At 39.9% G+C, this 22537-nt stretch carries 25 protein-coding genes; 17 read left to right on the top strand and 8 right to left on the bottom strand.

Annotation, left to right across the window (positions count from 1 at the left end):
• Window positions 1-225 precede the first annotated feature (225 nt).
• The 4 genes from hemQ to CZ382_RS09435 all read right to left on the bottom strand — a co-directional run bounded on the left by hemQ (window position 226) and on the right by CZ382_RS09435 (window position 3316).
• Window positions 226-969, bottom strand: a complete 744-nt coding sequence (gene hemQ / locus CZ382_RS09450; RefSeq protein WP_088050920.1) for a hydrogen peroxide-dependent heme synthase — start codon at window positions 967-969, stop codon at window positions 226-228.
• Between the two features lie 133 nt (window positions 970-1102).
• Window positions 1103-1561, bottom strand: coding sequence for a carboxymuconolactone decarboxylase family protein (locus CZ382_RS09445; protein WP_088050919.1), 459 nt, complete (start codon window positions 1559-1561; stop codon window positions 1103-1105).
• 115 nt (window positions 1562-1676) lie between these two features.
• Entirely contained in the window at window positions 1677-1952 is a 276-nt protein-coding gene (locus CZ382_RS09440) for a hypothetical protein (RefSeq protein WP_088050918.1), read from the bottom strand.
• A 98-nt stretch (window positions 1953-2050) separates the two neighbouring features.
• On the bottom strand, window positions 2051-3316 hold the full coding sequence (locus tag CZ382_RS09435; RefSeq protein WP_088050917.1) for a BaiN/RdsA family NAD(P)/FAD-dependent oxidoreductase: 1266 nt from the start codon (window positions 3314-3316) through the stop codon (window positions 2051-2053).
• A 181-nt stretch (window positions 3317-3497) separates the two neighbouring features.
• Here CZ382_RS09435 and CZ382_RS09430 point away from each other — a divergent pair, with 181 nt between their 5' ends.
• Window positions 3498-5117, top strand: coding sequence for a putative polysaccharide biosynthesis protein (locus tag CZ382_RS09430; protein ID WP_088050916.1), 1620 nt, complete (start codon window positions 3498-3500; stop codon window positions 5115-5117).
• Between the two features lie 369 nt (window positions 5118-5486).
• Here the strand turns inward: CZ382_RS09430 and CZ382_RS09425 are convergent, their stop codons facing one another.
• Entirely contained in the window at window positions 5487-5705 is a 219-nt protein-coding gene (locus CZ382_RS09425) for a DeoR family transcriptional regulator (protein ID WP_088050915.1), read from the bottom strand.
• Between the two features lie 172 nt (window positions 5706-5877).
• On the opposite strand from CZ382_RS09425, the gene thpR reads away from it, so the two are divergent.
• The 4 genes from thpR (at window position 5878) to CZ382_RS09405 (ending at window position 9311) form a co-directional block, all read left to right on the top strand.
• Window positions 5878-6462 carry an RNA 2',3'-cyclic phosphodiesterase gene (thpR, locus tag CZ382_RS09420; protein ID WP_088050914.1) on the top strand — a complete coding sequence of 195 codons (585 nt, stop codon included), beginning with the start codon at window positions 5878-5880 and terminating at the stop codon, window positions 6460-6462.
• Window positions 6446-7363 (top strand): NERD domain-containing protein, encoded by a 918-nt coding sequence (locus tag CZ382_RS09415; RefSeq protein ID WP_088050913.1) that lies wholly within the window; start codon window positions 6446-6448, stop codon window positions 7361-7363. The genes thpR and CZ382_RS09415 overlap by 17 nt, the downstream gene beginning before the upstream one ends.
• Window positions 7364-8311, top strand: a complete 948-nt coding sequence (locus tag CZ382_RS09410; RefSeq protein ID WP_088050912.1) for a diacylglycerol/lipid kinase family protein — start codon at window positions 7364-7366, stop codon at window positions 8309-8311.
• 172 nt (window positions 8312-8483) lie between these two features.
• Window positions 8484-9311, top strand: coding sequence for a phosphotransferase family protein (locus CZ382_RS09405; protein WP_088050911.1), 828 nt, complete (start codon window positions 8484-8486; stop codon window positions 9309-9311).
• Here CZ382_RS09405 and CZ382_RS09400 read toward each other — a convergent pair.
• The gene (locus CZ382_RS09400) at window positions 9289-9576 is read right to left on the bottom strand and encodes a YtzH-like family protein (protein ID WP_088050910.1); all 288 of its coding nucleotides are present in this window, start codon (window positions 9574-9576) and stop codon (window positions 9289-9291) included. The two genes, CZ382_RS09405 and CZ382_RS09400, sit on opposite strands and share 23 nt — an antisense overlap.
• Window positions 9577-9668: 92 nt before the next feature.
• Here CZ382_RS09400 and trmB point away from each other — a divergent pair, with 92 nt between their 5' ends.
• Together trmB and CZ382_RS09390 are read left to right on the top strand one after the other, a co-directional pair.
• Window positions 9669-10307 (top strand): tRNA (guanosine(46)-N7)-methyltransferase TrmB, encoded by a 639-nt coding sequence (gene trmB / locus CZ382_RS09395; protein WP_088050909.1) that lies wholly within the window; start codon window positions 9669-9671, stop codon window positions 10305-10307.
• A 104-nt stretch (window positions 10308-10411) separates the two neighbouring features.
• A complete protein-coding gene (locus CZ382_RS09390) occupies window positions 10412-11266 on the top strand; it encodes a YtnP family quorum-quenching lactonase (RefSeq protein WP_088050908.1) in 855 nt (284 codons plus the stop codon).
• Between the two features lie 129 nt (window positions 11267-11395).
• On the opposite strand, the gene CZ382_RS09385 is transcribed toward CZ382_RS09390, so the two are convergent.
• On the bottom strand, window positions 11396-11710 hold the full coding sequence (locus tag CZ382_RS09385) for a PepSY domain-containing protein (RefSeq protein WP_088050907.1): 315 nt from the start codon (window positions 11708-11710) through the stop codon (window positions 11396-11398).
• Window positions 11711-11881: 171 nt separating this feature from the next.
• Here CZ382_RS09385 and CZ382_RS09380 point away from each other — a divergent pair, with 171 nt between their 5' ends.
• Both CZ382_RS09380 and CZ382_RS09375 read left to right on the top strand, forming a co-directional pair.
• On the top strand, window positions 11882-12946 hold the full coding sequence (locus CZ382_RS09380; RefSeq protein WP_088050906.1) for a M42 family metallopeptidase: 1065 nt from the start codon (window positions 11882-11884) through the stop codon (window positions 12944-12946).
• Window positions 12947-13109: 163 nt separating this feature from the next.
• Complete coding sequence (locus CZ382_RS09375) at window positions 13110-13616, top strand: DUF84 family protein (protein ID WP_088050905.1); 507 nt, start codon at window positions 13110-13112, stop codon at window positions 13614-13616.
• Window positions 13617-13649: 33 nt separating this feature from the next.
• Here CZ382_RS09375 and CZ382_RS09370 read toward each other — a convergent pair whose 3' ends face one another.
• Complete coding sequence (locus CZ382_RS09370) at window positions 13650-14090, bottom strand: YtoQ family protein (protein ID WP_088050904.1); 441 nt, start codon at window positions 14088-14090, stop codon at window positions 13650-13652.
• 196 nt (window positions 14091-14286) lie between these two features.
• On the opposite strand from CZ382_RS09370, the gene CZ382_RS09365 reads away from it, so the two are divergent.
• From CZ382_RS09365 to CZ382_RS09330, 8 genes are all read left to right on the top strand, one after another.
• Entirely contained in the window at window positions 14287-14604 is a 318-nt protein-coding gene (locus tag CZ382_RS09365) for a thioredoxin family protein (protein ID WP_088050903.1), read from the top strand.
• A gap of 35 nt (window positions 14605-14639) precedes the next feature.
• On the top strand, window positions 14640-15443 hold the full coding sequence (locus CZ382_RS09360) for a DUF1444 domain-containing protein (RefSeq protein WP_088050902.1): 804 nt from the start codon (window positions 14640-14642) through the stop codon (window positions 15441-15443).
• A 15-nt stretch (window positions 15444-15458) separates the two neighbouring features.
• Complete coding sequence (gene ytpR, locus CZ382_RS09355) at window positions 15459-16061, top strand: YtpR family tRNA-binding protein (RefSeq protein ID WP_088050901.1); 603 nt, start codon at window positions 15459-15461, stop codon at window positions 16059-16061.
• 150 nt (window positions 16062-16211) lie between these two features.
• Window positions 16212-18509 (top strand): DNA translocase FtsK, encoded by a 2298-nt coding sequence (locus CZ382_RS09350; protein ID WP_088050900.1) that lies wholly within the window; start codon window positions 16212-16214, stop codon window positions 18507-18509.
• A 140-nt stretch (window positions 18510-18649) separates the two neighbouring features.
• A complete protein-coding gene (locus CZ382_RS09345; protein WP_088050899.1) occupies window positions 18650-19765 on the top strand; it encodes a nicotinate phosphoribosyltransferase in 1116 nt (371 codons plus the stop codon).
• Window positions 19766-19992: 227 nt separating this feature from the next.
• Window positions 19993-21315, top strand: a complete 1323-nt coding sequence (gene murC / locus CZ382_RS09340) for a UDP-N-acetylmuramate--L-alanine ligase (RefSeq protein WP_088050898.1) — start codon at window positions 19993-19995, stop codon at window positions 21313-21315.
• A 368-nt stretch (window positions 21316-21683) separates the two neighbouring features.
• On the top strand, window positions 21684-22091 hold the full coding sequence (locus tag CZ382_RS09335) for a DUF948 domain-containing protein (protein ID WP_088050897.1): 408 nt from the start codon (window positions 21684-21686) through the stop codon (window positions 22089-22091).
• A 19-nt stretch (window positions 22092-22110) separates the two neighbouring features.
• Window positions 22111-22536 (top strand): YtxH domain-containing protein, encoded by a 426-nt coding sequence (locus CZ382_RS09330; protein WP_088050896.1) that lies wholly within the window; start codon window positions 22111-22113, stop codon window positions 22534-22536.
• The last annotated feature ends 1 nt before the right edge of the window (window position 22537 follow it).

Genomic DNA, 22537 nt, shown 5'->3' with positions numbered 1-22537 from the left:
AAGATACCATCAAAAAGAGTAACAAGAAAATGCAAGGATTAATCAAAATTCAACTACAGCAGTGGATTGCAGGCTTGCCTAATTACATCAAGGTTTACCTGCCTATTTCAGCATGCGAAAGTTGAGTTTATAATTTTAACAAAGAATTTAACTATTACAAAATATATATAAAAGCAAGGATCAGATAACATAGGATCCTTGCTTGTAGCGCACTACTTATCAGCTTTAAATCTGAAAATATGCTTCCAATTCCTCTTTTGCCAAATAACTTCCAATGAAAAATGATCCAAAAATGGCATATTTCGCACTAACTTCATCAAAACGAGTATCATAAATTAATTTCTTGAATTTTAATACGTCATCACAGAATAAGGTAATTCCCCATTCATAATCATCAAATCCGATGGAACCAGTAATAATTCGTTTCACATCATCCGTGTAGGTTTTGCATGTTTCAATATGTTCAAACATCATGCGTCCGCGTTCCTCTTTTGATAGTGTGAACCAATTGTTAGTTTCGCCACGCAATTTGCTCATTGGATAGAAGCACATATATTCTGTTTTTGGAATTGTTGGGAATAATTTTGCCCGCATTGCCGGATCTTCATAAGGATCAGTCTGCCGTTTTGTGTAGCTGCTTTTCTCAATAATCGATACGTAGGAATAGGCAGGCTGCGTATAATGAGCAAGTGCCGATTTATTAAATTCATTTTCCAGCTTGTTTAAATCCTTCATTGTTGGTCTTAGCAGCATAAACATAATATCTGCTTTCTGACCAACGATCGAGTAGATGACATGGCTTCCTTGCTTGTTTTCCTCAATGTTTTGCCAGTTGCTTAGCAGCTTGTTGAATTCATCGAGTGCCGCGTTCCGATCTGTTTCAGAAGCCTGCTGCCATTTCTCCCAGTTGATCGTTCTGAAATCGTGTAACGCATGCCATCCATCAAAGGTTTCAACCGTTTTTGCCATTTGAATCACTCCTAAACTAAGATAAAAATCTCTATCCAGTTTGATGATAATGGTAATCGGTTGTGTGTACCGTGATATTTATCACAAGGAAGTCGTTAAAATGTGAAAAATATGTGATTGTAAATTGAAGTGTTTACTTTTTTGCCGGCTGATATTTGCCTGGGATAGCTCTCATTGTTATTGCCAGACGGTTCCAGCTGTTTATTGCATTAATGGCATATACTAGATCAACGAAATCCTTTTCATTAAAATGCTTCCTAACAGCATGATAAAGTTCATCGGAAACCGGGTTCACAGAAATTTGGGTAATTGCCTCTGCAAGAGCTAATGCTGCACGTTCTTGCTCTGTATAAAAATCTGTTTCCCTCCAGGCGTTTAGGGCGTATAAACGTTGCTCAGTTTCTCCGTTTGCCCGTGCGTCCTTCGTGTGCATGTCCAAACAGAATGCGCAGCCATTAATTTGTGAGGCGCGTGTTTTGACAAGTTCCAATAATGTAGCATCAAGGTTGGTGGACTTTATATATTTCTCGAATTCCATCATGATTTTTGCTGCATCTGGTGCAATAGCATAGTAATTTAAACGAGCTTGCATTTTGATCCCTCCAAATTTACTTTTTCTACATTTAAATTGTAAATCTTTTGCAGACCTAAAACACAATAAATTCTCAAAAAAAGACGTGTCAATCAGAGGACACGTCTAATGCGATTTAGCTCATTCCAAAAGTTCCTAGTTTTTGGCTGTCTTGATTATTTTTACTATTATTGTTGTTTCCGCTGTTACCTGTATTCCCGCTCATGTTTCCACTCGCATTCATCATTCCGCCACTGGACATATTTCCACCGGCACCCATTTGCGAAACAAACGGGACCATTTTTTCCATCGTTTGACCTAATCCCTGATTATTTTTGGTCATCGAATAAAAAGTTGCCGCTCCAACACCGACAGACGCGATTAATGGTATCCACATTCCATTCTTTTGCATTCAGTACCAGTCCCTCTCGTTTTGATAGTCCCCACATAATATTAGGATGGCATCTGACAATGGAGAAAATACAAGGAATGACATACCAGAAATGGGAATCAAACGTCCAGAGCAGTTTCCGTGGCTGCATTTATCCCAGCTAATCTGCCAGTAACAAGCGCCGAGGTAATATTATAGCCCCCAGTATATCCGTGAATATCCAATATTTCGCCGCAAAAATATAATCCATGCATTTTTTTCGACTGCATCGTATTTGGCACGATCTCTTTAATGGAAACACCTCCGCCAGTGACAAAAGCTTTTTCAAGTGGTAATGACCCATGAACGTTGAATGAAAAGTATTTTAAATCGTGAACAATCGAACGAATGGTTTCCTTTGCAATGTTTGCGCCTTTTTCCTCTTCACGTACTTTATTGCGCTTCAGGATAAATGTAAGGAAGCGTTCAGGAACAGCTCCTTTTAAATTGTTTTTGATTGACCGTTTTGGATTTTGTTTGATATTTTCCCATACTTTTTTTACTAATTGCTGTTCATTTTCATCTGGTAATACATCTAAAACCATTGGAACCTCCGCTTGTCCTTTCATAAGCTCTTTTACAACAAATTGGGAACAGCGCAATACCGCTGGTCCTGATATTCCGAAATGGGTAAACAGCATGTCCATTTGATGAGAGATGATCGGTTTTTGCTTTTTATTTAGTACGGTTAGTGATACATCCCTTAAAGACAAACCCTGTAGACGCTTATCCTTGATAAATTCCTCATTGGAGGTAAGGGCGACTTCTGTCGGGTACAATTTGGTAATCGTATGTCCGGCTTTCTTTGCCCATGCATACCCATCACCGGTTGATCCTGTGTGAGGTACAGCTTTTCCTCCTGCTGCGATAACGACTGATTTTGTGGTGATTTTCTCGTGATCCGATAGGATAATGGTATGGTCTTTATCAGAATAATCGATCGCGTTTACGGTTGTATTCATACGAATTTCAACATGAAGGTCATGTAATTTATTAATTAATGCATTAACCACAGTCTTCGCCGAATTCGAGGCAGGAAACATTCGTCCGTGATCTTCCTCTTTTAATTTTACCCCCATATTTTCAAAAAAATTGATGATATCATAGTTGTTAAAAATGGAAAAAGCACTATATAAAAACTTGCCATTTCCAGGTATATGCCTGATGACTTCATCTTGTGGCAGCCGGTTTGTGACATTGCAGCGACCACCACCAGAAATGGCGAGCTTTTTCCCTAATTTATTACCTTTTTCGATTAACATGGTTCTGGCACCATGCTCAGCCGCAGCGATCGAAGCCATTATTCCCGAAGGTCCTCCGCCAATTACAATTACATCATACATCAACGATTCTCATTCCTTTCCGCAACTAGCTTATCATTTTTTTATTGGAATGCCTATTTTTAATCTAACGGCATGATTAGCGGGGAGATTAACGTATTATTATAAATAGAAACGTTGCCCTACTTTTGGTTATCTGTGATAAAATAACGTAGGAAAGTAATTATGAGAAGACGCAGGTGAAATAATGTCGAATAATATCGTCAGAGGCACCATGTTACTTACGGGTGCAACATTTTTATCGAAAATTTTAGGAATGGTTTATGTTATTCCGTTTAATGAGCTTGTTGGGGAAACAGGGGGAACGTTATTTTCCTATGCTTACACACCATACAATATTTTAATTAGTATTTCGACAATAGGTGTACCTTTGGCTGTTTCAAAATTTGTATCCAAATACAATTCATTAGGTGATTATAATACAGGAATGCGTATGTTCCAAGCTGGTATTACATTAATGGTAGCGACAGGAATCCTGGCTTTTTTGGCTTTGTTTTTTAGTGCCGAGTTATTGGCTAAATATATGATTACAAGTGATGATGCAAAAACGATATCTGTTGCAGATGTAACGTTAGTAATCCGAATGGTTAGTTTTGCGTTACTCATTATCCCGGCAATGAGTATTGTCCGTGGCTTCTTTCAAGGCTATCAATCAATGGGGCCAACCGCTATTTCGCAGGTCGTTGAGCAAATTGTTCGCATTCTTTTCATACTTGGTGCCGCATTTATCATGCTAAAAGTGTTTGGCGGAACAATTACTGCAGCTGTTGGTCTTGCAACATTTTCAGCATTTGTCGGTGCCTTGGCTTCTTGTGTTGTTTTGTGGGTATATTGGAGAAGACGAAAGCCGAATATTGAGAAGCAACTACAGCAGCAGCGTTATTCACACGATATCCCAGCAAAGGATTTGTTTATTGAATTATTCCGTTATGCGGGACCGTTTGTACTTGTCGGTCTGGCTACTCCTTTGTATCAATTAGTTGATCAATTCACTTTCGAACGGGCGATGACTGCGATTGGTCAAAGAGATTGGGCAATACCGTATTCGGCGATTAATTTTTACGGTCATAAACTAATCATCATTCCGGTTACAATAGCGACAGGACTATCATTAGCTATTTTACCCGCTTTAACCAAAACTTTTACACAGAAAAATCGCTCATTATTGTATCAGCAAATCAACCAGGCATTGCAAATTGTACTTGTACTTGTCATCCCGGCTGCGGTGGGGCTTTTAATGTTATCAAATGTAGCTTATGGTTCCCTGTTTGGGTTAAAACATATTGATATTACAGGACCATTGTTAGGATGGTATGCACCTGTTTCGTTACTGTTTGCATTATTTACAGTATCATCATCCATTTTACAAGGGATAAACCAGCAGCGCTTTGCTGTTATTAGTTTGTCAGCAGGCTTGTTATTAAAAATACTTTTCAATATCCAATTGATTCATACATTTGGAGCTAAGGGTGCTATTTTTGGTACAGGGCTTGCAGTAGGAACTGCTGTAGTACTTAACATGTGGCGTATTTGTGTATCCATTCAGTTTCCACTAAAACAGCTCGTTAAACGAACCATGTTAATTGGTATCTTCACGATCATCATGGTTCTTGTCATCGTATTGACCAAGTTTATTTTCGGGATGTTTATTCCATACACGGAAGAAAGATGGGCTGCAATTCTGATGCTCATGATTGGAGTAACCTTCGGCGGCGGTGTCTACTTATTGTTTGGCTATTACTCCACATTGCTTGAACGAATCTTAGGTGATCGAATTCGGATTTTAGACCGGATTTTCCGAAGATAGGCTGATGCTTATGGTGAATTACAGCTTGATGATACGTTGGTTTTGAGAGAATATCGCCAGCCAGCGAAGACGAACCTACGTATTGCAGAGCTGTCAAAAAAAGGGCTGACATGAAGCTGTCAGCCATGGTTTTTCATTATAGAGGATGTTCAAAAAGTCACCAAATGATAAGCTGCGAATCGAGTCGCCCACTTCTTTTCCGCTCCTCATGTACTAACTTCCATAGGGGATCTTCTGCTAAAATCACCCACGACAATCGCCAACAGCAGAAGTCAGCACTTCCTGTGCAAGCCCGGTGCCGGGAGCTACGCCGCCTCGACCTTCAAGACCCAATTCGGCGACTTTTTGAACACGTACTTATATGTTGTTTCAAGAAATTTTTACTTTTTTGTTCGTGATTTTCCATTTGCCGCGAATCGGGCTGTTTACGAGACCATTGTAAACAAGTACATGCAAGTCCCGCTGCATTGTCCGGTCTGTCGTTCCAAATTCTTCGGCCAACTCAGTCGTCGTTACTGTGCCATTCTCTCTAATGTAAAGGTAGACAGCTTTGACCCTGGTCAGCATTCTAGATGTTGGTTGATTCAAAAAACCACTCCTTAATGTAATCATTAAACCTGTGGTGCTAGTGAACCTTAGACGTCACTATTATTTTACACCTATTTTCTTCAGGATTAAAGAGAAAATATTCAACATAATAGAAATAAACGCTTCATATTTCCCGCTTTTGGTTCGATTAAAAAGAAGAGAGGATATCAAAATGAATTCATTTCCGCATTATTTTATCGGTATACCGGTATCACAGCCGTTGCAAAATGCGCTATCCAGCTGGCAGGACGACTTAAAAAATCGGCTGCCATATAAACAATGGCCCAATAAGCATGATTTGCACATTACGTTAAAATTTTTAGGTCCTGTCGATGAAAGGAATATTCAGTCGATCAAAGAAATAGTAAAAAAACTGGAAGATTTCGAGGAGATTTTACTGGAAGTTGGCGGAATCGGTACGTTTGGTAATCCCAAACGCCCGCGTGTTCTTTGGGCGGGGGTAAAGAAAAACAGTGAATTAGCATCGTTACAAGCGAAAACGGAAACCTATATGGCAGCATGTGGCTTTCAGAAGGAACAGCGGGATTACCATCCGCATATTACCCTGGCAAAAAAGTGGGATGGTTCAGCCGATAAAGGAATCATCGCAAATGTTAAGGAAAAGTATCAAGCTAAAAAATACCAATTAATTGCTGGAGAAGTTGTGTTATATCAAATTTTTCCCAAGCAAACGCCAAAATATAAGGTTATTTCCAGTTATGGATTAAGGGGTGGAGCAGATGGCGCAGCTGATTAAGCTGAACGATTATATTTCTCGCTATGAATGGAATATGTATCGTTATCCAAGTCAGTTTACACGTTTAAAACAGGAAAATTGGAAAAAGCTGCATACGTTATGGGAGACGCAACAAAATAGTTTGCTGAGTATTGAGCAGGATAGGGAATTAGCAAAGTCTACCTTTTCAAAATGGAAAGCAATCTTAAAGCGGGAGCCGGTTGCAGAAGAGCCGGGAGAAACGGAGTTACCGAAGACGGAGCAGGAACTAAAGCAATATTTTCTGGATAAGCTCCTTCCGCTTCAATTGAAATGGGCCTCGTCAACCGTCACTGATTTATCGTTTATGGACCAAAGCTTCGGAGATGACGAAACGCTAAAATATTTTTTGCAGCGATTTCCAGACACGTATTTAGTCATGTACCATCCGATATTTACGATTAAAAAAGCACCAGTTGAGGGAGAAATCATATTTATTAGTCCGATCGGTATCGAGGTTATTTATGTACTGGAGGAAGATGATGCGACCAGAATTTATGCTTTGGAGGAACGGATGTGGATGGGTGAGTCTAATCGTAAACAGCGAAAAATAGTAAGTCCGCTGTTTGCTTTAAAACGTACGGAGCAAATTATTAAAAGTATATTAAAGAAGCAGGATATTGATTTTCCTGTGAAAAAGGTTGTCCTCTCCCGAACGAATCGGATAATCGCAGAATCAAAACCTTATCATACAAACATAATCGGTAAAAGGGAATATAATCAATGGTTTACGGAAAAGCGGAATTTGGTATCGCCGCTTAAAAACCGCCAATTAAAAGCTGCCGAAGCATTGCTCGCTTACTGTCAATCCGTCTCGGTTAAACGTCCGGAATGGGAAGAAGAGGAATCACCTGTATTTTCAATGGATAATGAGGGGTTGTAAATGTATCGATTTATTGTAAATCCGATTGCAGGAAGTGGCAGAGCGAAACGGATTTTTTCAAAAATAAAGAGAACGAAATTATATCAGCAAATTGATAGTGAATTCTTTCTAACAGAATATAGCGGCCATGCCGAAAGTATCGCCAGAAGCATCACAGAAGAACAGAAAAAGACAACATGTGTGATTGTAATTGGTGGTGACGGGACATTGCATGAGGTTATCAATGGTCTGTACCCTAAAGATCTTTCGATAGCTTTTATTCCTGGTGGTTCAGGTAACGATTTTGCCAAGGGTTGTAAAATAAAAGGGAGTTCTTTGGAAATTTTTGAACAGATTATCACCGAAAAAAATAGCAGTGCTTATTGGTTGGGGAGCTATCAGATTAATGGTAGCGACCGGCGGTTATTCGTTAACAGTATGGGATTTGGTTTTGATGCGGAAATTGCGGTTACTGCTAATAAATCGGGCTATAAAAAAATGTTTAATCTGTTTGGCATAGGGGCACTTAGTTATGTCTTCGCACTCGTGCAGATTCTGTTTCGCTTTCAGCCAAAGGACATTACATTGGAGATAAACGGCAAGCAGCGGTACATTCCGGAATGCTGGATGATTACAATTGCGAACCATCCGTACTATGGTGGTGGTATGAAAATAATTCCAGATGCAGAAATTCGGCCAGGTACTTTTCCTGTTCTCCTGATTCATTCAATTTCAAAGTGGAAAGTGTTGGCACTTTTTCTGACAGTATTTACTGGAAAACATGTGAATTTTAAGGAAGTTGCTGTACTAAATGCGAATCAATTAAAGATGGTTGCCGATTCAGAAGTCGCCTATCAGGTTGATGGACAAACAAGCCGTTGCCTGACATGTACGGTTTCCAAGCAAGTACAGCCGATAAGCATAAAAGGAGTAAAGCAACTAGATAAATTCGAACAAGCAAATTTGTGAAACTTTTAAAAACAGATTAAATTATCGATTAGCTGTTTAATATTTGTAATTTCTCCAATGTCGTTATAAAATACATAATTGGACTATAAAAATTTTACGTATAGAAGAGGATGTTCGACAAGTCAGAGTATCCCAGTGAACACGTACTTTTAATCATAGATTTGAGGAATGAATGGTGAATTGGCTAGAAGCTGTATTAGGAAAAGATTGGAATATTGCACCTGCAGGCGGGTTGACTGGTGATGCATACATCGCCGAGAATCAAAACAGACGACTATTCCTTAAACGAAACTCATCTCCATTTCTGGCAGTACTATCGGCTGAAGGGATTGTTCCAAAGCTCGTTTGGACAAGGCGGATGGAAAACGGTGATGTTATCACAGCACAGGAATGGATTGAAGGCAGAGAGCTGAAACCGGAAGAAATGCAGCATCCACGTGTAGCTGAATTGTTACGCAAGATTCACCATTCTTCTGAATTGCTTCATATGTTAATGCGGTTAGGAAAAAAGCCAGTAACACCTGATGAACGTTTGGCACACTTAAAAAGGCAACTATATGACAGTAGCCTCGTTCAAAAATATACCGAAGTGCAGGATGCTTTACACTATTTACAGCGATTATTACCAGCTACGAGGGAGCAAAAACAAGTTGTCTGTCATTGCGATCTTAACCATAACAATCTGCTGCTGACCAAAGCAGGAGAACTTTATTTAATTGACTGGGATAATGCTACGATAGCTGATCCCGTTATGGACTTTGGTTTGCTGCTTAAATGGTATATCCCAATTGAGGATTGGAACAAGTGGCTTGAAAAATATGGTGTTATTCGTGATCAGCAGCTGATTGAACGGATGTACTGGTATTTAATTTCCGATGCATTAAGTTTTTTGCTTTGGCATCATGAGCGGAACGAAACAAGGAAGGTACAGGAACGGCTAAATGATTTACGTGACTTGAATAAACATGTAAATGAAGCTATTCTAAATGAACATTATTGATGGCATTCATCCAGTTTACGATATTTTCCTTGTTTGTCGTTATATGTTCTGGTGAATTTTGAGCGATTTCACCTTGGCGGCCGTAATTATAAATTTCCGGCAAAAGTTGCAGAAGCTGTTCATCGGTGATGCTGTTTTTGGCCATCATTGCCTGAACCAGCCGTTTTATTTGCTGGTATTCTGCAATTTCACCTGTGCAATCTTCGGTATGTTCACTCAATATATCATGTAATAGCATTAATTGATCATGAATGGTTAACGTCATTTAAATCACCTCACTTCTGTATTATTAGCATTTATTAGTAATCTATGCTTGACATAAATTGGTGGTTTTTAAAAAAGAGAGGTATAGAAATAATGCGTCAACGTCACAAACCATGGGCTGATGATTTTCTGACAGCCAACAGCCAGCTTGTGATTCCAGAACCAGGTAAATACAGGGGCCACTGGCAGTCTGTTTTCGGAAATGAGAACCCGATCCATTTGGAAATTGGTACTGGTAAAGGACAATTTTTAGCTGGTATGGCAAAACAATATCCAGATGTGAATTTTATTGGAATAGAAATAAGTAAAAGTGTTATCGTAACAGCTGCACAGAAGGTTATGGAAGTGGATCGGGATAATATTGTATTACTGAATATAGATGCCAATCACTTACGGGACGTTTTTGCTGATAACGAGATAGCCACGGTTTATTTGAATTTTTCGGATCCATGGCCAAAAAATCGGCATGAAAAACGACGGTTAACCTTTCAGGCATTTTTAGAAAAGTACCAAACAATTTTGGATCAAGCGGGTGAAGTTGTTTTAAAAACGGACAACCGTGGATTATTTGAATATTCATTAGTCAGTTTTTCTGCGTTTGGGATGCAGTTGCAGGAGGTTAATTTAGATCTCCATAAGCTTCAGGATCCAACGAATATCATGACAGAATACGAAGAAAAATTTTCCGCGAAAGGACAAGTTATTTACCGCTGTCGAGCACGATTCTTATGAAAAAATAGTCGTTGATATTCGGCTTTTTTATAGTAAAATGACAGCGCTTGCGCAACCTCTTGTGTTTAGCTAAACTGGAAGGAGAAATAAAGGAGGGAAGAGAGATGGAGACATTACACATAGGACGTGGAAGGCTGACGTGGTTAAATGGTGGCGTTAATTTTTTGGATGGCGGGGCCATGTTTGGAGTTGTTCCAAAAGCACTGTGGGGAAAAAAATATCCGTATAATGAAAAAAATCAAATTGAATTACGCACTGATCCGATCCTGCTTCAGATCGATGGAAAGAATTTTTTAATTGATTCGGGAATAGGAAATGGGAAACTAACGGATAAACAGCTGCGAAACTTCGGTGTCCTTGAAGAATCATTGATAGTAGAGTCGTTATCAGCGTTAGGATTAACAACCGGAGATATTGATGCCATGCTGATGACCCATTTACATTTCGACCATGCATGCGGGCTGACAAAAAAGGAAGGAGAAGAATTTGTTCCTGTTTTTGAAAATGCTTCTATTTACGTATCGGCCGTTGAATGGAACGAAATGCGAAACCCGAATATTCGCTCGGTTAATACATATTGGGAAATGAACTGGAAACCGATCGTGCAGCAAGTAAAACCGTTTGAAAATGAATTAACAATTGTCGAGGGACTGAAAATGATTCACACAGGCGGGCATAGTGATGGGCACGCAATCCTTGTTTTTGAGGACGGGGAGGAAAGCTTTATCCATATGGCCGATATTATGCCGACACACGCCCATCAAAACAAATTGTGGGCGCTTGCTTATGATGATTACCCGGTGACATCGGTTCATCAAAAGGAGAAATGGATGAATATCGGCTATCAGAAAAATGCCTGGTATACGTTTTATCACGATGCCTATTATCGTGCAATCAAGTTTAATGATGTTGGGGAAAAGATCGATGAAGTGAAGCGTGAACGATATGAGTATAAATAATTTCTATCGGCCGTTCTGTCGGGGCAGCTGTTCTGCTTTGCAATAGGTGGAATATGGGATTGAGAGGGAAAAAATGGATACATCTACTGGCTAACAAAAAAGCTGCTCTTATAAACGAGCAGCTTCTTCTTATGTTGTTTGAATAGCGTCAATCACAGCGCCTGTTTCCATATCAACATGGAATTCAAATTGTTTGTTCTCCCCGTCGATGTTACGGGTAACACCACCACGATAGGCGTTGTATGTTAAACCGTTTTTTTCAACCTGTTCTGGTTTCATATAAATCCATGAACCGCTAATCGGCCCTTCTCTTTTAAATGTTTCTTTTGCTTGTTTCAATGCTTTTTCCGGTGTTACTTTTTGTAATTGATCTACTTGACATTTTGCTAAATACCCAACAGCTACACCTAACCCTGCTGCTAGAACAGCCTTTTTCATTCCCATTTTATTATCACCTCAAGCTACAAATTTAAAACCGGGTAACTTCACTTGTTAGTATACCGCAAAACTTAAAAAATAGAAAATGAAATACGATAGTGGATGGTGGAAAGAGCAACAGCCTTTCCGTTATACTTAGATTAAGCAATACATAGAAAAGGGATGAGGGGAGAACATATGAAACAAGAGACACTGGAGCTTTTTAAAACATTAACCGAATTACAAGGGGCATCAGGTAATGAACATCTCGTTCGCCAATTTATGAAGGGTGAATTGCAAAAATATGCAGATGAGATTATTCAGGATAATTTAGGTGGCATTTTTGGTGTCAAAAAGGGCGAGGGTCCTAAAGTTATGGTTGCTGGGCACATGGATGAAGTTGGCTTTATGGTTACGCAAATTACGGAAAACGGGATGATTCGTTTTCAGACGCTTGGTGGCTGGTGGAATCAGGTCATGCTTGCGCAGCGCGTCCAGATAATGACAGCTAATGGTCCGGTAATCGGAGTCATTGGATCCATTCCTCCGCATAACCTTACACCTGAACAGCGCAAAAAACCGATGGAGACAAAAAATATGCTGATCGATATTGGTGCAGATGACCGTGACGATGCACGACAAATCGGGGTTAAACCAGGGCAGGCAATCGTACCAATTTGTCCGTTTACCCCAATGGCAAACAGCAAAAAAATCCTGGCAAAGGCATGGGATAATCGTTATGGATGCGGACTTTCCATTGAACTTTTAAAAGAATTGCAAAACGAAACCGTGCCAAATCAATTGTTCTCTGGTGCTACTGTCCAGGAGGAGGTTGGCTTACGGGGGGCACAGGTTGCCGCGAATATGATTCAGCCGGATATTTTTTATGCACTGGATGCATCACCGGCAAATGACATGTCAGGTGACAAAAAGGAATTTGGACAATTAGGCGAAGGAGCCTTGCTAAGGATTTTTGACCGATCGATGATAACGCATAAAGGAATGCGTGAGTTTGTTTTAGAGACAGCTGAGTCGAATCATATTCCATATCAGTATTTTATATCCCAAGGTGGAACAGATGCGGGGAAGGTCCATCTGGCAACCGATGGTGTCCCATCAGCGGTGATTGGCATTTGTTCTCGTTATATTCATACGTCAGCATCAATCGTTCATGTGGATGATTACGCGGCAGCCAAGGAACTTTTAGTTAAATTGGTAAAAACAACCGATCAAAATACGGTGGATTATATTCGTAGTAAATAATTAACAAAAAGCGGAAGCCGCAGAGCGCTGGAGCCGTACGTGGCTACGTTATGACTGTCCGGCTAGTTGCATCATATGAAATTTGTAATTTCCCAAGTAAGGACCAAAACCGCTGCCGTGTTGGATGGTAGCGGCTAGCTTTTTGATTGTGAGGAATTCGTAAATGAAAATTATCATTGGTTCGAAAAACCCGGCAAAAGTTAACGCTGTTCTAGAAATATTCCCGGCGTATACAGTAATTAATATGGAAGCAGCTTCGAGTGTATCCGCACAACCATTTTCAGATGAGGAAACAAGAGAAGGTGCGGTTAACCGGGCATTGGAATGTGTACAGAAAAACCCGAACACGCTCGGAGTTGGTCTTGAAGGTGGCGTGATGTATGTAGAAGATCAGCTTTATTTGTGTAATTGGGGAGCGCTGGTTGACCAGGAAAGAAATATTTATACAGCAAGTGGTGCCAGAATTCCATTAGCGGAAAAAATCAATACCGAATTAAAAAAAGGCCTTGAATTAGGAGATGTCATGGATCAATTCGCCAAAAAACAAGAAATACGGAAAAAAGAAGGGGCAATTGGTGTTTTCACGAATGAACTTGTTACGAGGAAGGAAATGTTTGTCCATATCGTAAAACTGTTGCGCGGACAGTGGGAGTTTCATAACCGGTTTTAACATGCAGCGGAAAAGGATTCCGCTGCAACCCAATTATTCAAAAATATAGTTTAATACATCAAGAGCCTGATCAACAGTTTCAACGGTAACATTTGCTTTATTCGATAGTTCTTTTAATGGGTGGATCAGTGATTCAGGGCGAATAATAATCGTTGGTTTATTCATCGTAATGGCAGCACTTGCATCCATTGCCGTATTCCATTGTTTGTATTTTTCACCGAAAAGAGCAATGACGACATCCGATTTCTGCATTAACACTTGGGTTCGCAAGTTATTGATGCTTGACGCTGCATCATCTTTATAAATTTTACCTGGTTGTTCGCCTAAAACATCTTCGCCAATATTATCTGATCGATCATGGTTTGTTTGTGGCGCTACGAACGTTAACGGAAGCTTTTTTTCCTCTGCCTTCTTTTGTAAATCTTTACGCCAATCGTCATGAATCTGGCCAGCTAAATAAACGGTTAATTCCATTCTAATCCCTCCAAAACATGTTCATTATCATACTTCCATTTTAAAGACTTTTTTACGTAATGCAATCCTTCTGCATGGTTGGAAAAATATAACCTAGTCAAATAGCTGAAGTGCAGGATTTTCCTGCTTTAATCAGGTAGCTTTTTGTTGCTATCACAGAAAAACAAAGATACTATTACATTGGAGGTTGATGGACATGCAAACATTGGAAACAAAAGAGCAATTTGTAAAATATATAGAGAACGATTCGGTTATTGCATTATTCAGTGCGGATTGGTGTCCGGACTGCCGGGTGATCGAACCAATTTTACCCGAAATTGAACATGCATATCCAGCGTTTACGTTTATATTGATTGACCGTGACCAATTTATTGAATTGTGCCAGGAATACGATGTCTTTGGTATACCTAGTTTTATTGCATTTAAGGAGGGCGAAGAAATTGACCGGTTTGTCAGTAAAGATCGAAAAACGAAGGAAGAAATTGAGGCATTTTTGGACGGGTTGCCGGACTAATTCCGATTGGAGCTTCCGTGAAGGAGGAATAAGCGATGAAAATGACAAGCATAAAAATGAAACGGATCTTGGAAGAGCGGCTTGTGAATCCGGATTATCAGACTTCCTATAACAGGGATAAGGATACGTTCCGGATTGAATGGAGGGCTACGAAGCAGGGAGTTACGATTACGTTGCCGAACGTGATCGGGAAATATAATCAGCGCGGTGAGCAGGCAATTGATGAGTTAGTTGACCATATTACGGAGTCGCTGCGGATTATGAATCAGGAATATGAATTAACCGGGATGGAGAAGCATATTTTTCCGGTTATCCGGGCAACATCCTTTCCGACTGAAACGAAGGCAGGTACGACATTGGCCACAAAGGACCACACGGCAGAAACGCGGATTTTTTATGCCTTGGATCTGGGGAAATCGTACCGGTTAATTGACGAACCGATGCTGGAAAAAGAAAACTGGACTTATGAACGAATTGACGAGATTGCAACATTTAATATTCGTTCATTAAAGGCCGATCCCAAAAAGGATACCGTAGCAGACAATGATTTTTATTTTATTGCAACACAAGACGGTTATGATGCAAGCAGAATTCTAAACGAGGCATTTTTGGAAGAAATGAAAGCAAATAGTAAAGGGGAACTGGCCTTGGCGGTTCCGCATCAGGATGTTTTAATATTGGCTGACATTCAAAACAAAACAGGCTATGATATATTAGCACAGATGACGATGAAGTTTTTTGCAGAAGGCAGAATTCCAATTACATCCTTATCATTCATTTACGAGGATAGAAGATTGGAACCGATCTTCATTTTGGCAAAAAACAGGCCGGAGAAATAGAAAGGATGAACGTAGATGGATGTATTTTATAATCCGACGGGAATTGGTGATGTACTCATTATTCCTTTAGACGATGGCAATCGCTATGAGATAAAGCAGGAGCACTATGGAGACATTACAAAGATTACAAATCAGCAGGGAAAAGTACTAGGATATAATATTTTTCAGGCTTCCACCCATTTCGAACTGTCTGATACCGGGAAATTCGTATTAACGGAGGGTTTGTTAAGCAAATTAAAAGCATTTTTTGCAAAAAATGGGCTGTCCGATAAGCTTGAGTTAGATTTAAGTCCGAAATTCGTTGTTGGCTATGTGAAAAGTAAAACAGCTCATGAAAATGCTGATAAGTTAAGTGTCTGTCAGGTTGATACCGGCGATGAAACCTTGCAAATCGTTTGTGGTGCACCGAATGTTGATTCCGGCCAGAAGGTTGTAGTAGCTAAGGTCGGGGCAGTAATGCCAAGCGGACTTAAAATTAAACCGACAAAATTACGTGGGGTTCCATCGAATGGTATGATATGTTCGCAAAAAGAATTAGGCTTGCCGAATGCGCCGAAAGAAAAAGGTATCTACGTGCTGGAAGACAGCTACAAAAAAGGAGATGCATTTCATTTTTAAGTGTAAGTTCAAAAAGCAACCTATGTCTTCAGGGCTTGGGTTGTTTTTCTGTTTAAAGGCTGATGTGAAATACACACTAACAAACAACATGAAAAACTGATAAAATAGAGTGGAAGAAGTTTTAAGCAGAGAAAGAAATGAGTGAAAAATATGTGGGACCAATGGAAGAAAAGAATAACGGATCTATTTTTTACAGAGGTAATAGAGGAAGAAGAAATAGAGAGAAAGCCACGTGAACACAGCTTTCATGATCAGGAACTACATACGAAGGTTGTGCATAAATACCCGAATCGAAAATCCTTTCGTTTTCCAGTGATCCCTGACGATCCTAAAACGAATGAAGCGATAGAAAGACCGGCATTTGAACGAAAACGAAGAGAACCGAAAAAGCCGGCAGAGCCGCAAAAAACAGAGAACAAAATAGAAAAAAAGACAACGGATAACAAACCATTCCGTCCAACGGAAGTCCCGTCGCCAATTTATGGTTATCAAAAGCGGAAAAAGGAAAAAGAGGTAGAAGAGATTCCGACGTTTGTCCGTAAACAGCAAACGGAGGAAGCGGCTGCGGCAGCTTTTGACTTGCCGGTGATACAGGAAACGAAAGAAACAAAGGAAACCAATGAACAACGGAGAGTAGGGGATAATGAAGCAGTAAAGAACCAGTCGGTATTACAAGAAAACAAGGAAACAGTAGGGCATCCCGCTGTAACTGACGAGAAGGAAGCGGAGAAGTACACGAAGGTCCAGCAAAATAGATCTAAACATACCGTGGACGAACATACTGAAAATGAAAAGCCAGAGCAGCAGGAAGTCGAGACTTCAGCAGAGATAAATGGTGTACACGTCAAAGAATTACCAAAAAAGAGAAATCCAGTTGCTTCTCCAAACAGCAATAACCAACGAAAAGAACGTAAACGAAAGATAGAAGAACAAGCGAACAATAAGTCAAATCACACAGTGCCATTTAATGTCATGATGAGTGCAAACGACAAACGGAGGCATCGTGAGAGAAAACAAAGGATGAACACACTTCATCCAATTGCACCCAATCTAAAAAGTGACATTCCGTATTATTTATTGGCCGACCCTGAACCGAAAAATAGTCAGGATCAACTGTGGGTAACGAACCAGCAGGAGCTTCTGGAACAAACGTTAAAATATTTTCATGTCAAGGCAAGGGTAGTCAATGCGACACAAGGACCTTCCGTAACAAGATTTGAAGTTCATCCGGAAATGGGGGTGAAGGTCAGCAAAGTAAAAAATCTGAGCGATGATTTAAAATTGAATATGGCAGCAAAGGATATCCGTATCGAAGCACCAATTCCTGGAAAAAATACCATTGGGATTGAAATCCCCAATCCGAAGCCGCAAATGGTTGGGTTACAGGAAATTTTTGCGACAGAAGCTTTTAAAAACAGCACATCACCGCTAACAATTGCTTTAGGTTTAACCATTGAAGGCGCACCGTTAATTACCAATATTAAGAAAATGCCGCATGGTTTAATTGCTGGTGCAACCGGGTCAGGGAAAAGCGTGTGCATTAACACGATCCTGATTAGTCTGTTGTATAAGGCCAGTCATGAAGACGTTAAATTTCTGCTAATTGATCCAAAGATGGTTGAACTCGCGCCATTTAATAATATCCCACATCTTGTAGCACCAGTCATAACTGATGTGAAGGCAGCGACACAGGCCTTAAAGTGGGCTGTCAATGAGATGGAAGAACGATATGAGAAATTTGTCCATGAAGGTGTCAGAGATATTGAGCGATATAATCAAAAAATGAAGAAGCAAAACCGGATCGATGAGAAAATGCCGTTTTTGGTCATCGTTATTGACGAGTTGGCTGACCTGATGATGGTTTCCCCGCAGGATGTCGAGGACGCCATATGCCGGATTGCACAAAAAGCACGGGCATGCGGAATCCATTTATTGTTAGCTACACAGCGCCCATCAGTGGATGTTATAACGGGATTAATTAAGGCAAATATTCCGACGCGAATCGCGTTTAGTGTTTCATCACAGGTTGATTCAAGGACGATCATTGACACAAGCGGTGCTGAGAAGCTATTAGGAAAAGGGGATATGCTGTTTGTAGAAAATGGTGCTGGCAAGAGTGTACGGCTGCAAGGAGCATTTGTCTCGGATGACGAGATTGAACGGGTTACCAAGTATGCCAGAACGATTGCTCCTGCCAATTATTTATTTGAGCAGGATGAGCTGCTGGAGCAAATCGATGTTGAAAACGAAGAGGATAACTTATTGGAGCAAGCAGTTGCCTTTGTTGTTGAGCAGCATAGTGCCAGTACATCATTATTACAACGCCATTTCAAAATAGGCTATAATCGCGCTGCCCGCTTAATGGATACAATGGAACGAAAGGGGATTATCGCTCAGCAAAATGGGAGTAAGCCAAGAGAGGTGTTAATTTCCAATTCACAGCTGTAAAATCCAAGAATAATTTTTTCCTTGTCGAATCAAGTTTATTCTTATATGATAGATTATAAGTGTGTTCAAAACGATCAGACCACTTCTTACTATAGAGAAACGGCAAACTGTCACACTATCATATAAGGAGAAGCAAACCTATGAAAGAAATTGAGCAAAAATTAAGCGGGGAGATTAAACGCTTGACAAATAAAACATTTAAGTTTGATGAGCGTATCAGGGAAGGCTGGTTCTCGGCAGTATATTTTTTGAAAACAAAAGAAATTGCTGAGAAAAGGCTTCCCAATAATTATGTAACGATGCAGTTTTTTCAGAAAAAACATGCCGTTTTATGTGGAACCGATGAAGCTATTGCATTAGTACATACATTTGCGCATGAACCTGAAAAATTGGAAATCCACTCATTAAAAGATGGCGATAAGATTGCACCCTATGAAACGGTCCTGACCATTTCTGGAGCCTATCAGCATTTTGGCTTTCTGGAGGGGATTATTGACGGAATTTTAGCAAGAAGAACATCGGTAGCAACAAATGTATATAATGTCGTAAAAGCGGCCCGATCTACAGGTAAACAGAAGCCGATTATTTTTATGGGCGATCGTGACGATCATTTTACCCAGCAGGCAGGTGACGGTTATGCTGCCTTTATCGGCGGTTCAACAGCACAAGCAACTCATGCAATGAACGAATGGTGGGGGAAAAAGGGAATGGGCACAATGCCACACGCGATGATCCAAATGTTTCGCGGTGATGTTGTCGCTGCATCAAAAGCGTACCATGAAATGTATCCTGAGGATGAGCTTGTTACACTTGTTGATTATAATAACGACGTGATAACAGATGCGTTAAAGGTTGCCAGGGCATTCGGCACAGATTTAAAAGGTGTACGTGTTGATACATCACGGACACTTGTTGATAAATATTTTTTGCGAAATCATCATTTGATGGGCACTTTCGATCCGCGTGGAGCAAGTCCTGAACTTATATTTGCATTGCGAAAAGCACTGGATGAAGAAGGATATCCCCACGTAAATATTGTTGTAAGCGGCGGATTTACTGAAAAACGTATTGAACAGTTTGAAATGCTTGGTGTTCCCGTGGATATGTATGGTGTTGGCGGCAGTTTATTAAATATAAACATTGGCTTCACAGGTGATAATGTCCTGCTTAACGGCACACCAGAAGCAAAAGAGGGAAGACGGTACAGACCAAACCCACGTCTTGAACCAGTAGAATACAGCAGCCAGACGATTTAAAAACGAAAGCGGATACAAACCAGTGCTGGAAGTGGCCATATCTATCGGTTTAGCGGCATTTAGAGTTAACGCTTCCTGAGTAAGAGAAAATACAGTAACATTATTCTGACGGTGGAGAAAAAATAATTTATTTTACTCTTACTTTACTTTTGCTATAATTATGTAATAGCTACCCGAAAAGAAGGATGGCTAATCCTTTTTACACATAAATTTGGAGGTTCTTTTTTATGACAACTTACCATTTTATTGGTATTAAGGGGACAGGAATGAGTGCCCTTGCCCATATACTTTACGATTCCGGAGAAAAGGTGCAAGGATCTGATGTAGAAAAGCGTTTTTTTACACAGGAAGCATTAGAGGAGAAAAGCATTCCGATACTCCCTTTTTTAGAAGATAACATCAAAGATGACTATACGATCATTGCCGGAAATGCATTTTCAGAAGACCATATTGAAATTAAAGCTGCAAGAGAAAAGGGAAACAAATTTTATCGTTATCATGAGTTTTTAGGAGAATGGTTAAAGCAATATACAAGTATTGCGGTAACCGGTGCACATGGGAAAACATCGACAACAGGATTGCTTGCTCACGTTTTAAACGAAACATACCCAGTCTCTTATCTAATTGGTGATGGTACAGGTAAAGGCCATGTGGACAGCAAGTATTTTGTTTTTGAAGCATGTGAATATCGCCGCCATTTCCTGCAATACGAACCGAATTATGCGATTATGACGAACATTGATTTTGACCATCCGGATTATTTTACGAGCATTGATGATGTGTTTGATGCATTTCAATCAATGGCAGATCGTGTAAAAAAAGGAATTATTGCGTGTGGAGATGATGAAAAATTGCAGCAAATCCAGGCCAAAGTACCAGTAATGTATTATGGGTTTGCAAATACAAATGACTTTCAGGCGCAAAATGTAATTGAAACGGAAAGCGGTACGCAATTTGACGTGTTTGTGCGGAATACTTTTTATGACACATTTACGATTCCGTTTTACGGGGACCATAATATTTTGAATGCTTTGTCTGTCATTGCTATTTGTCATTATGAAGGCATGCAGGCTGAGGACATCAAAAAAATCAGTACGTTTCAAGGCGTTAAGCGCAGGTTTACCGAGAAAAAAGCGGGGACTCAGGTTTTAATTGATGATTATGCACACCATCCGAAAGAAATAGAGGCAACAATTAATTCAGCAAGAAAGAAGTATCCGGGGAAATCAATTGTCGCCATTTTTCAGCCACATACATTTACAAGGACAAAGACATTTTTGCAGGAGTTTGCCGATAGTTTAGATATGGCCGATCACGTATATTTATGTGATATTTTTGGATCTGCGAGAGAAGAAAGTGGAAAACTTACGATTCATGATCTGGAAAAGCTGATTAATGGCAGCACGATACTGGATTTGACACACACTGAGCGTCTGCTAAGCTATCCCGACAGTGTTTTGATTTTCATGGGAGCAGGAGATATTCAAAAATTCCAGCAAGCTTATGAGGAACAATTAAGTATGTATGATAATAAATTGAAAAATGCCTGATATGGAAGAGTCTATGTTAAATAGGTTGTTCAAAAAGTCATCAAATGATAAGCGGCATACTCGGGGGGAATTTTCCTTGGTGCTCTTATTAAACTGGCTCAACCTTTAAGACCCAGTTTGGCAACTTTTCGAACATGCACGTAAAGGCTCTTTTTCCACATGATGAATATACAAGCATTGCCAAGGAATTTATCCGTTTTTGTCGAAATGAATTGGACAAACCTGTATAGTTGAACAAGGAATAGGTTTAGTCCAATTTTGTTCGGGTATTATTTAAGTAATTGTTGGTATCTTAGTTAATACTAATGACTATCAATCAACATTACTGTATAAAATAAAATACATATATTTAGAAGGAGCTGAATTACATGGAATACTTATTAGCTATTGCTGCGTTTATTGCTGCTGTGGCCTTTGCAGTATTAGTAGCTTATTTAGCAATGACATTGGTAGCTGCCCGACGTACATTAAATAACGTAGCGGATACAATGGAAAATATGGAAAAACAAATGCGGGGGATTACCAAAGAGACAGAGGAATTATTAAATAAAACGAATAAACTAGCAGAGGATGCAAGTCAAAAATCCGCAAAAATGAATGGTCTTTTTGAAGGTGTAAAAGGTATTGGTGACACGGTAAAAGATTTCAATCAAACATTAAGACAAGTTTCAGCAAGCATCTCGAAATCTGCTTCCCAGAATCAAGACAAGGCATCACAGGCAGTGAAGTGGGGCGCAGCAATGATGGATTTATGGAAAAAAAATAAACATAAATAAATTTGGAGGAGGAGATTGTATGGGAGCCAAACAAGATGGTAATATAAACACGAAAGATTTTGTTATTGGAGCGCTAATTGGTGGTATTGTTGGTGCGTCCACTGCACTATTATATGCGCCAAAATCCGGTAAAGAACTACGGGGGGATATTAATCAGGGTGCCACCCAATTAAAAGACCGGGCGAATGATTGGAAAGATGTTGCCTATGAAAAAGGATCTGCATTAAAAGATAAAGCGTACAATATGGGTACAGAGGTGAAAGGCAAAGCAGTAGATTCCGCTTCTCAGCTATCAAAGAATGTTTCACAAAAAACACAGGAGTTAACCAAAACCGTCCAAAACAAGCTGCAGGATAAGCGGAATAAAGAGGACGAGGCATTACAAGCAGCTGAAGAAGTAGCCGAAGCAATTGAAGAAGCTGCAGATGAATTGGAAAAGAAATAAC

It is taken from the genome of Virgibacillus dakarensis (genome assembly GCF_900155625.1).
Classification (GTDB): Bacteria; Bacillota; Bacilli; order Bacillales; family Amphibacillaceae; genus Lentibacillus_C; species Lentibacillus_C populi.
This window is presented reverse-complemented; position numbering and strand designations above follow the sequence as displayed.

Excerpts from the sequence above, each read along its gene's own strand:
- hemQ (WP_088050920.1), bottom strand. The coding sequence starts at position 969 with ATGGCAAAAACGGTTGAAACCTTTGATGGATGGCATGCGTTACACGAT.
- CZ382_RS09445 (WP_088050919.1), bottom strand. The coding sequence starts at position 1,561 with ATGCAAGCTCGTTTAAATTACTATGCTATTGCACCAGATGCAGCAAAA.
- CZ382_RS09440 (WP_088050918.1), bottom strand. The coding sequence starts at position 1,952 with ATGCAAAAGAATGGAATGTGGATACCATTAATCGCGTCTGTCGGTGTT.
- CZ382_RS09430 (WP_088050916.1), top strand. The coding sequence starts at position 3,498 with ATGTCGAATAATATCGTCAGAGGCACCATGTTACTTACGGGTGCAACA.
- thpR (WP_088050914.1), top strand. The coding sequence starts at position 5,878 with ATGAATTCATTTCCGCATTATTTTATCGGTATACCGGTATCACAGCCG.
- CZ382_RS09415 (WP_088050913.1), top strand. The coding sequence starts at position 6,446 with ATGGCGCAGCTGATTAAGCTGAACGATTATATTTCTCGCTATGAATGG.
- CZ382_RS09410 (WP_088050912.1), top strand. The coding sequence starts at position 7,364 with ATGTATCGATTTATTGTAAATCCGATTGCAGGAAGTGGCAGAGCGAAA.
- CZ382_RS09405 (WP_088050911.1), top strand. The coding sequence starts at position 8,484 with ATGGTGAATTGGCTAGAAGCTGTATTAGGAAAAGATTGGAATATTGCA.
- CZ382_RS09400 (WP_088050910.1), bottom strand. The coding sequence starts at position 9,576 with ATGACGTTAACCATTCATGATCAATTAATGCTATTACATGATATATTG.
- trmB (WP_088050909.1), top strand. The coding sequence starts at position 9,669 with ATGCGTCAACGTCACAAACCATGGGCTGATGATTTTCTGACAGCCAAC.
- CZ382_RS09390 (WP_088050908.1), top strand. The coding sequence starts at position 10,412 with ATGGAGACATTACACATAGGACGTGGAAGGCTGACGTGGTTAAATGGT.
- CZ382_RS09385 (WP_088050907.1), bottom strand. The coding sequence starts at position 11,710 with ATGGGAATGAAAAAGGCTGTTCTAGCAGCAGGGTTAGGTGTAGCTGTT.
- CZ382_RS09380 (WP_088050906.1), top strand. The coding sequence starts at position 11,882 with ATGAAACAAGAGACACTGGAGCTTTTTAAAACATTAACCGAATTACAA.
- CZ382_RS09375 (WP_088050905.1), top strand. The coding sequence starts at position 13,110 with ATGAAAATTATCATTGGTTCGAAAAACCCGGCAAAAGTTAACGCTGTT.
- CZ382_RS09370 (WP_088050904.1), bottom strand. The coding sequence starts at position 14,090 with ATGGAATTAACCGTTTATTTAGCTGGCCAGATTCATGACGATTGGCGT.
- CZ382_RS09365 (WP_088050903.1), top strand. The coding sequence starts at position 14,287 with ATGCAAACATTGGAAACAAAAGAGCAATTTGTAAAATATATAGAGAAC.
- CZ382_RS09360 (WP_088050902.1), top strand. The coding sequence starts at position 14,640 with ATGAAAATGACAAGCATAAAAATGAAACGGATCTTGGAAGAGCGGCTT.
- ytpR (WP_088050901.1), top strand. The coding sequence starts at position 15,459 with ATGGATGTATTTTATAATCCGACGGGAATTGGTGATGTACTCATTATT.
- CZ382_RS09350 (WP_088050900.1), top strand. The coding sequence starts at position 16,212 with ATGTGGGACCAATGGAAGAAAAGAATAACGGATCTATTTTTTACAGAG.
- CZ382_RS09345 (WP_088050899.1), top strand. The coding sequence starts at position 18,650 with ATGAAAGAAATTGAGCAAAAATTAAGCGGGGAGATTAAACGCTTGACA.
- murC (WP_088050898.1), top strand. The coding sequence starts at position 19,993 with ATGACAACTTACCATTTTATTGGTATTAAGGGGACAGGAATGAGTGCC.
- CZ382_RS09335 (WP_088050897.1), top strand. The coding sequence starts at position 21,684 with ATGGAATACTTATTAGCTATTGCTGCGTTTATTGCTGCTGTGGCCTTT.
- CZ382_RS09330 (WP_088050896.1), top strand. The coding sequence starts at position 22,111 with ATGGGAGCCAAACAAGATGGTAATATAAACACGAAAGATTTTGTTATT.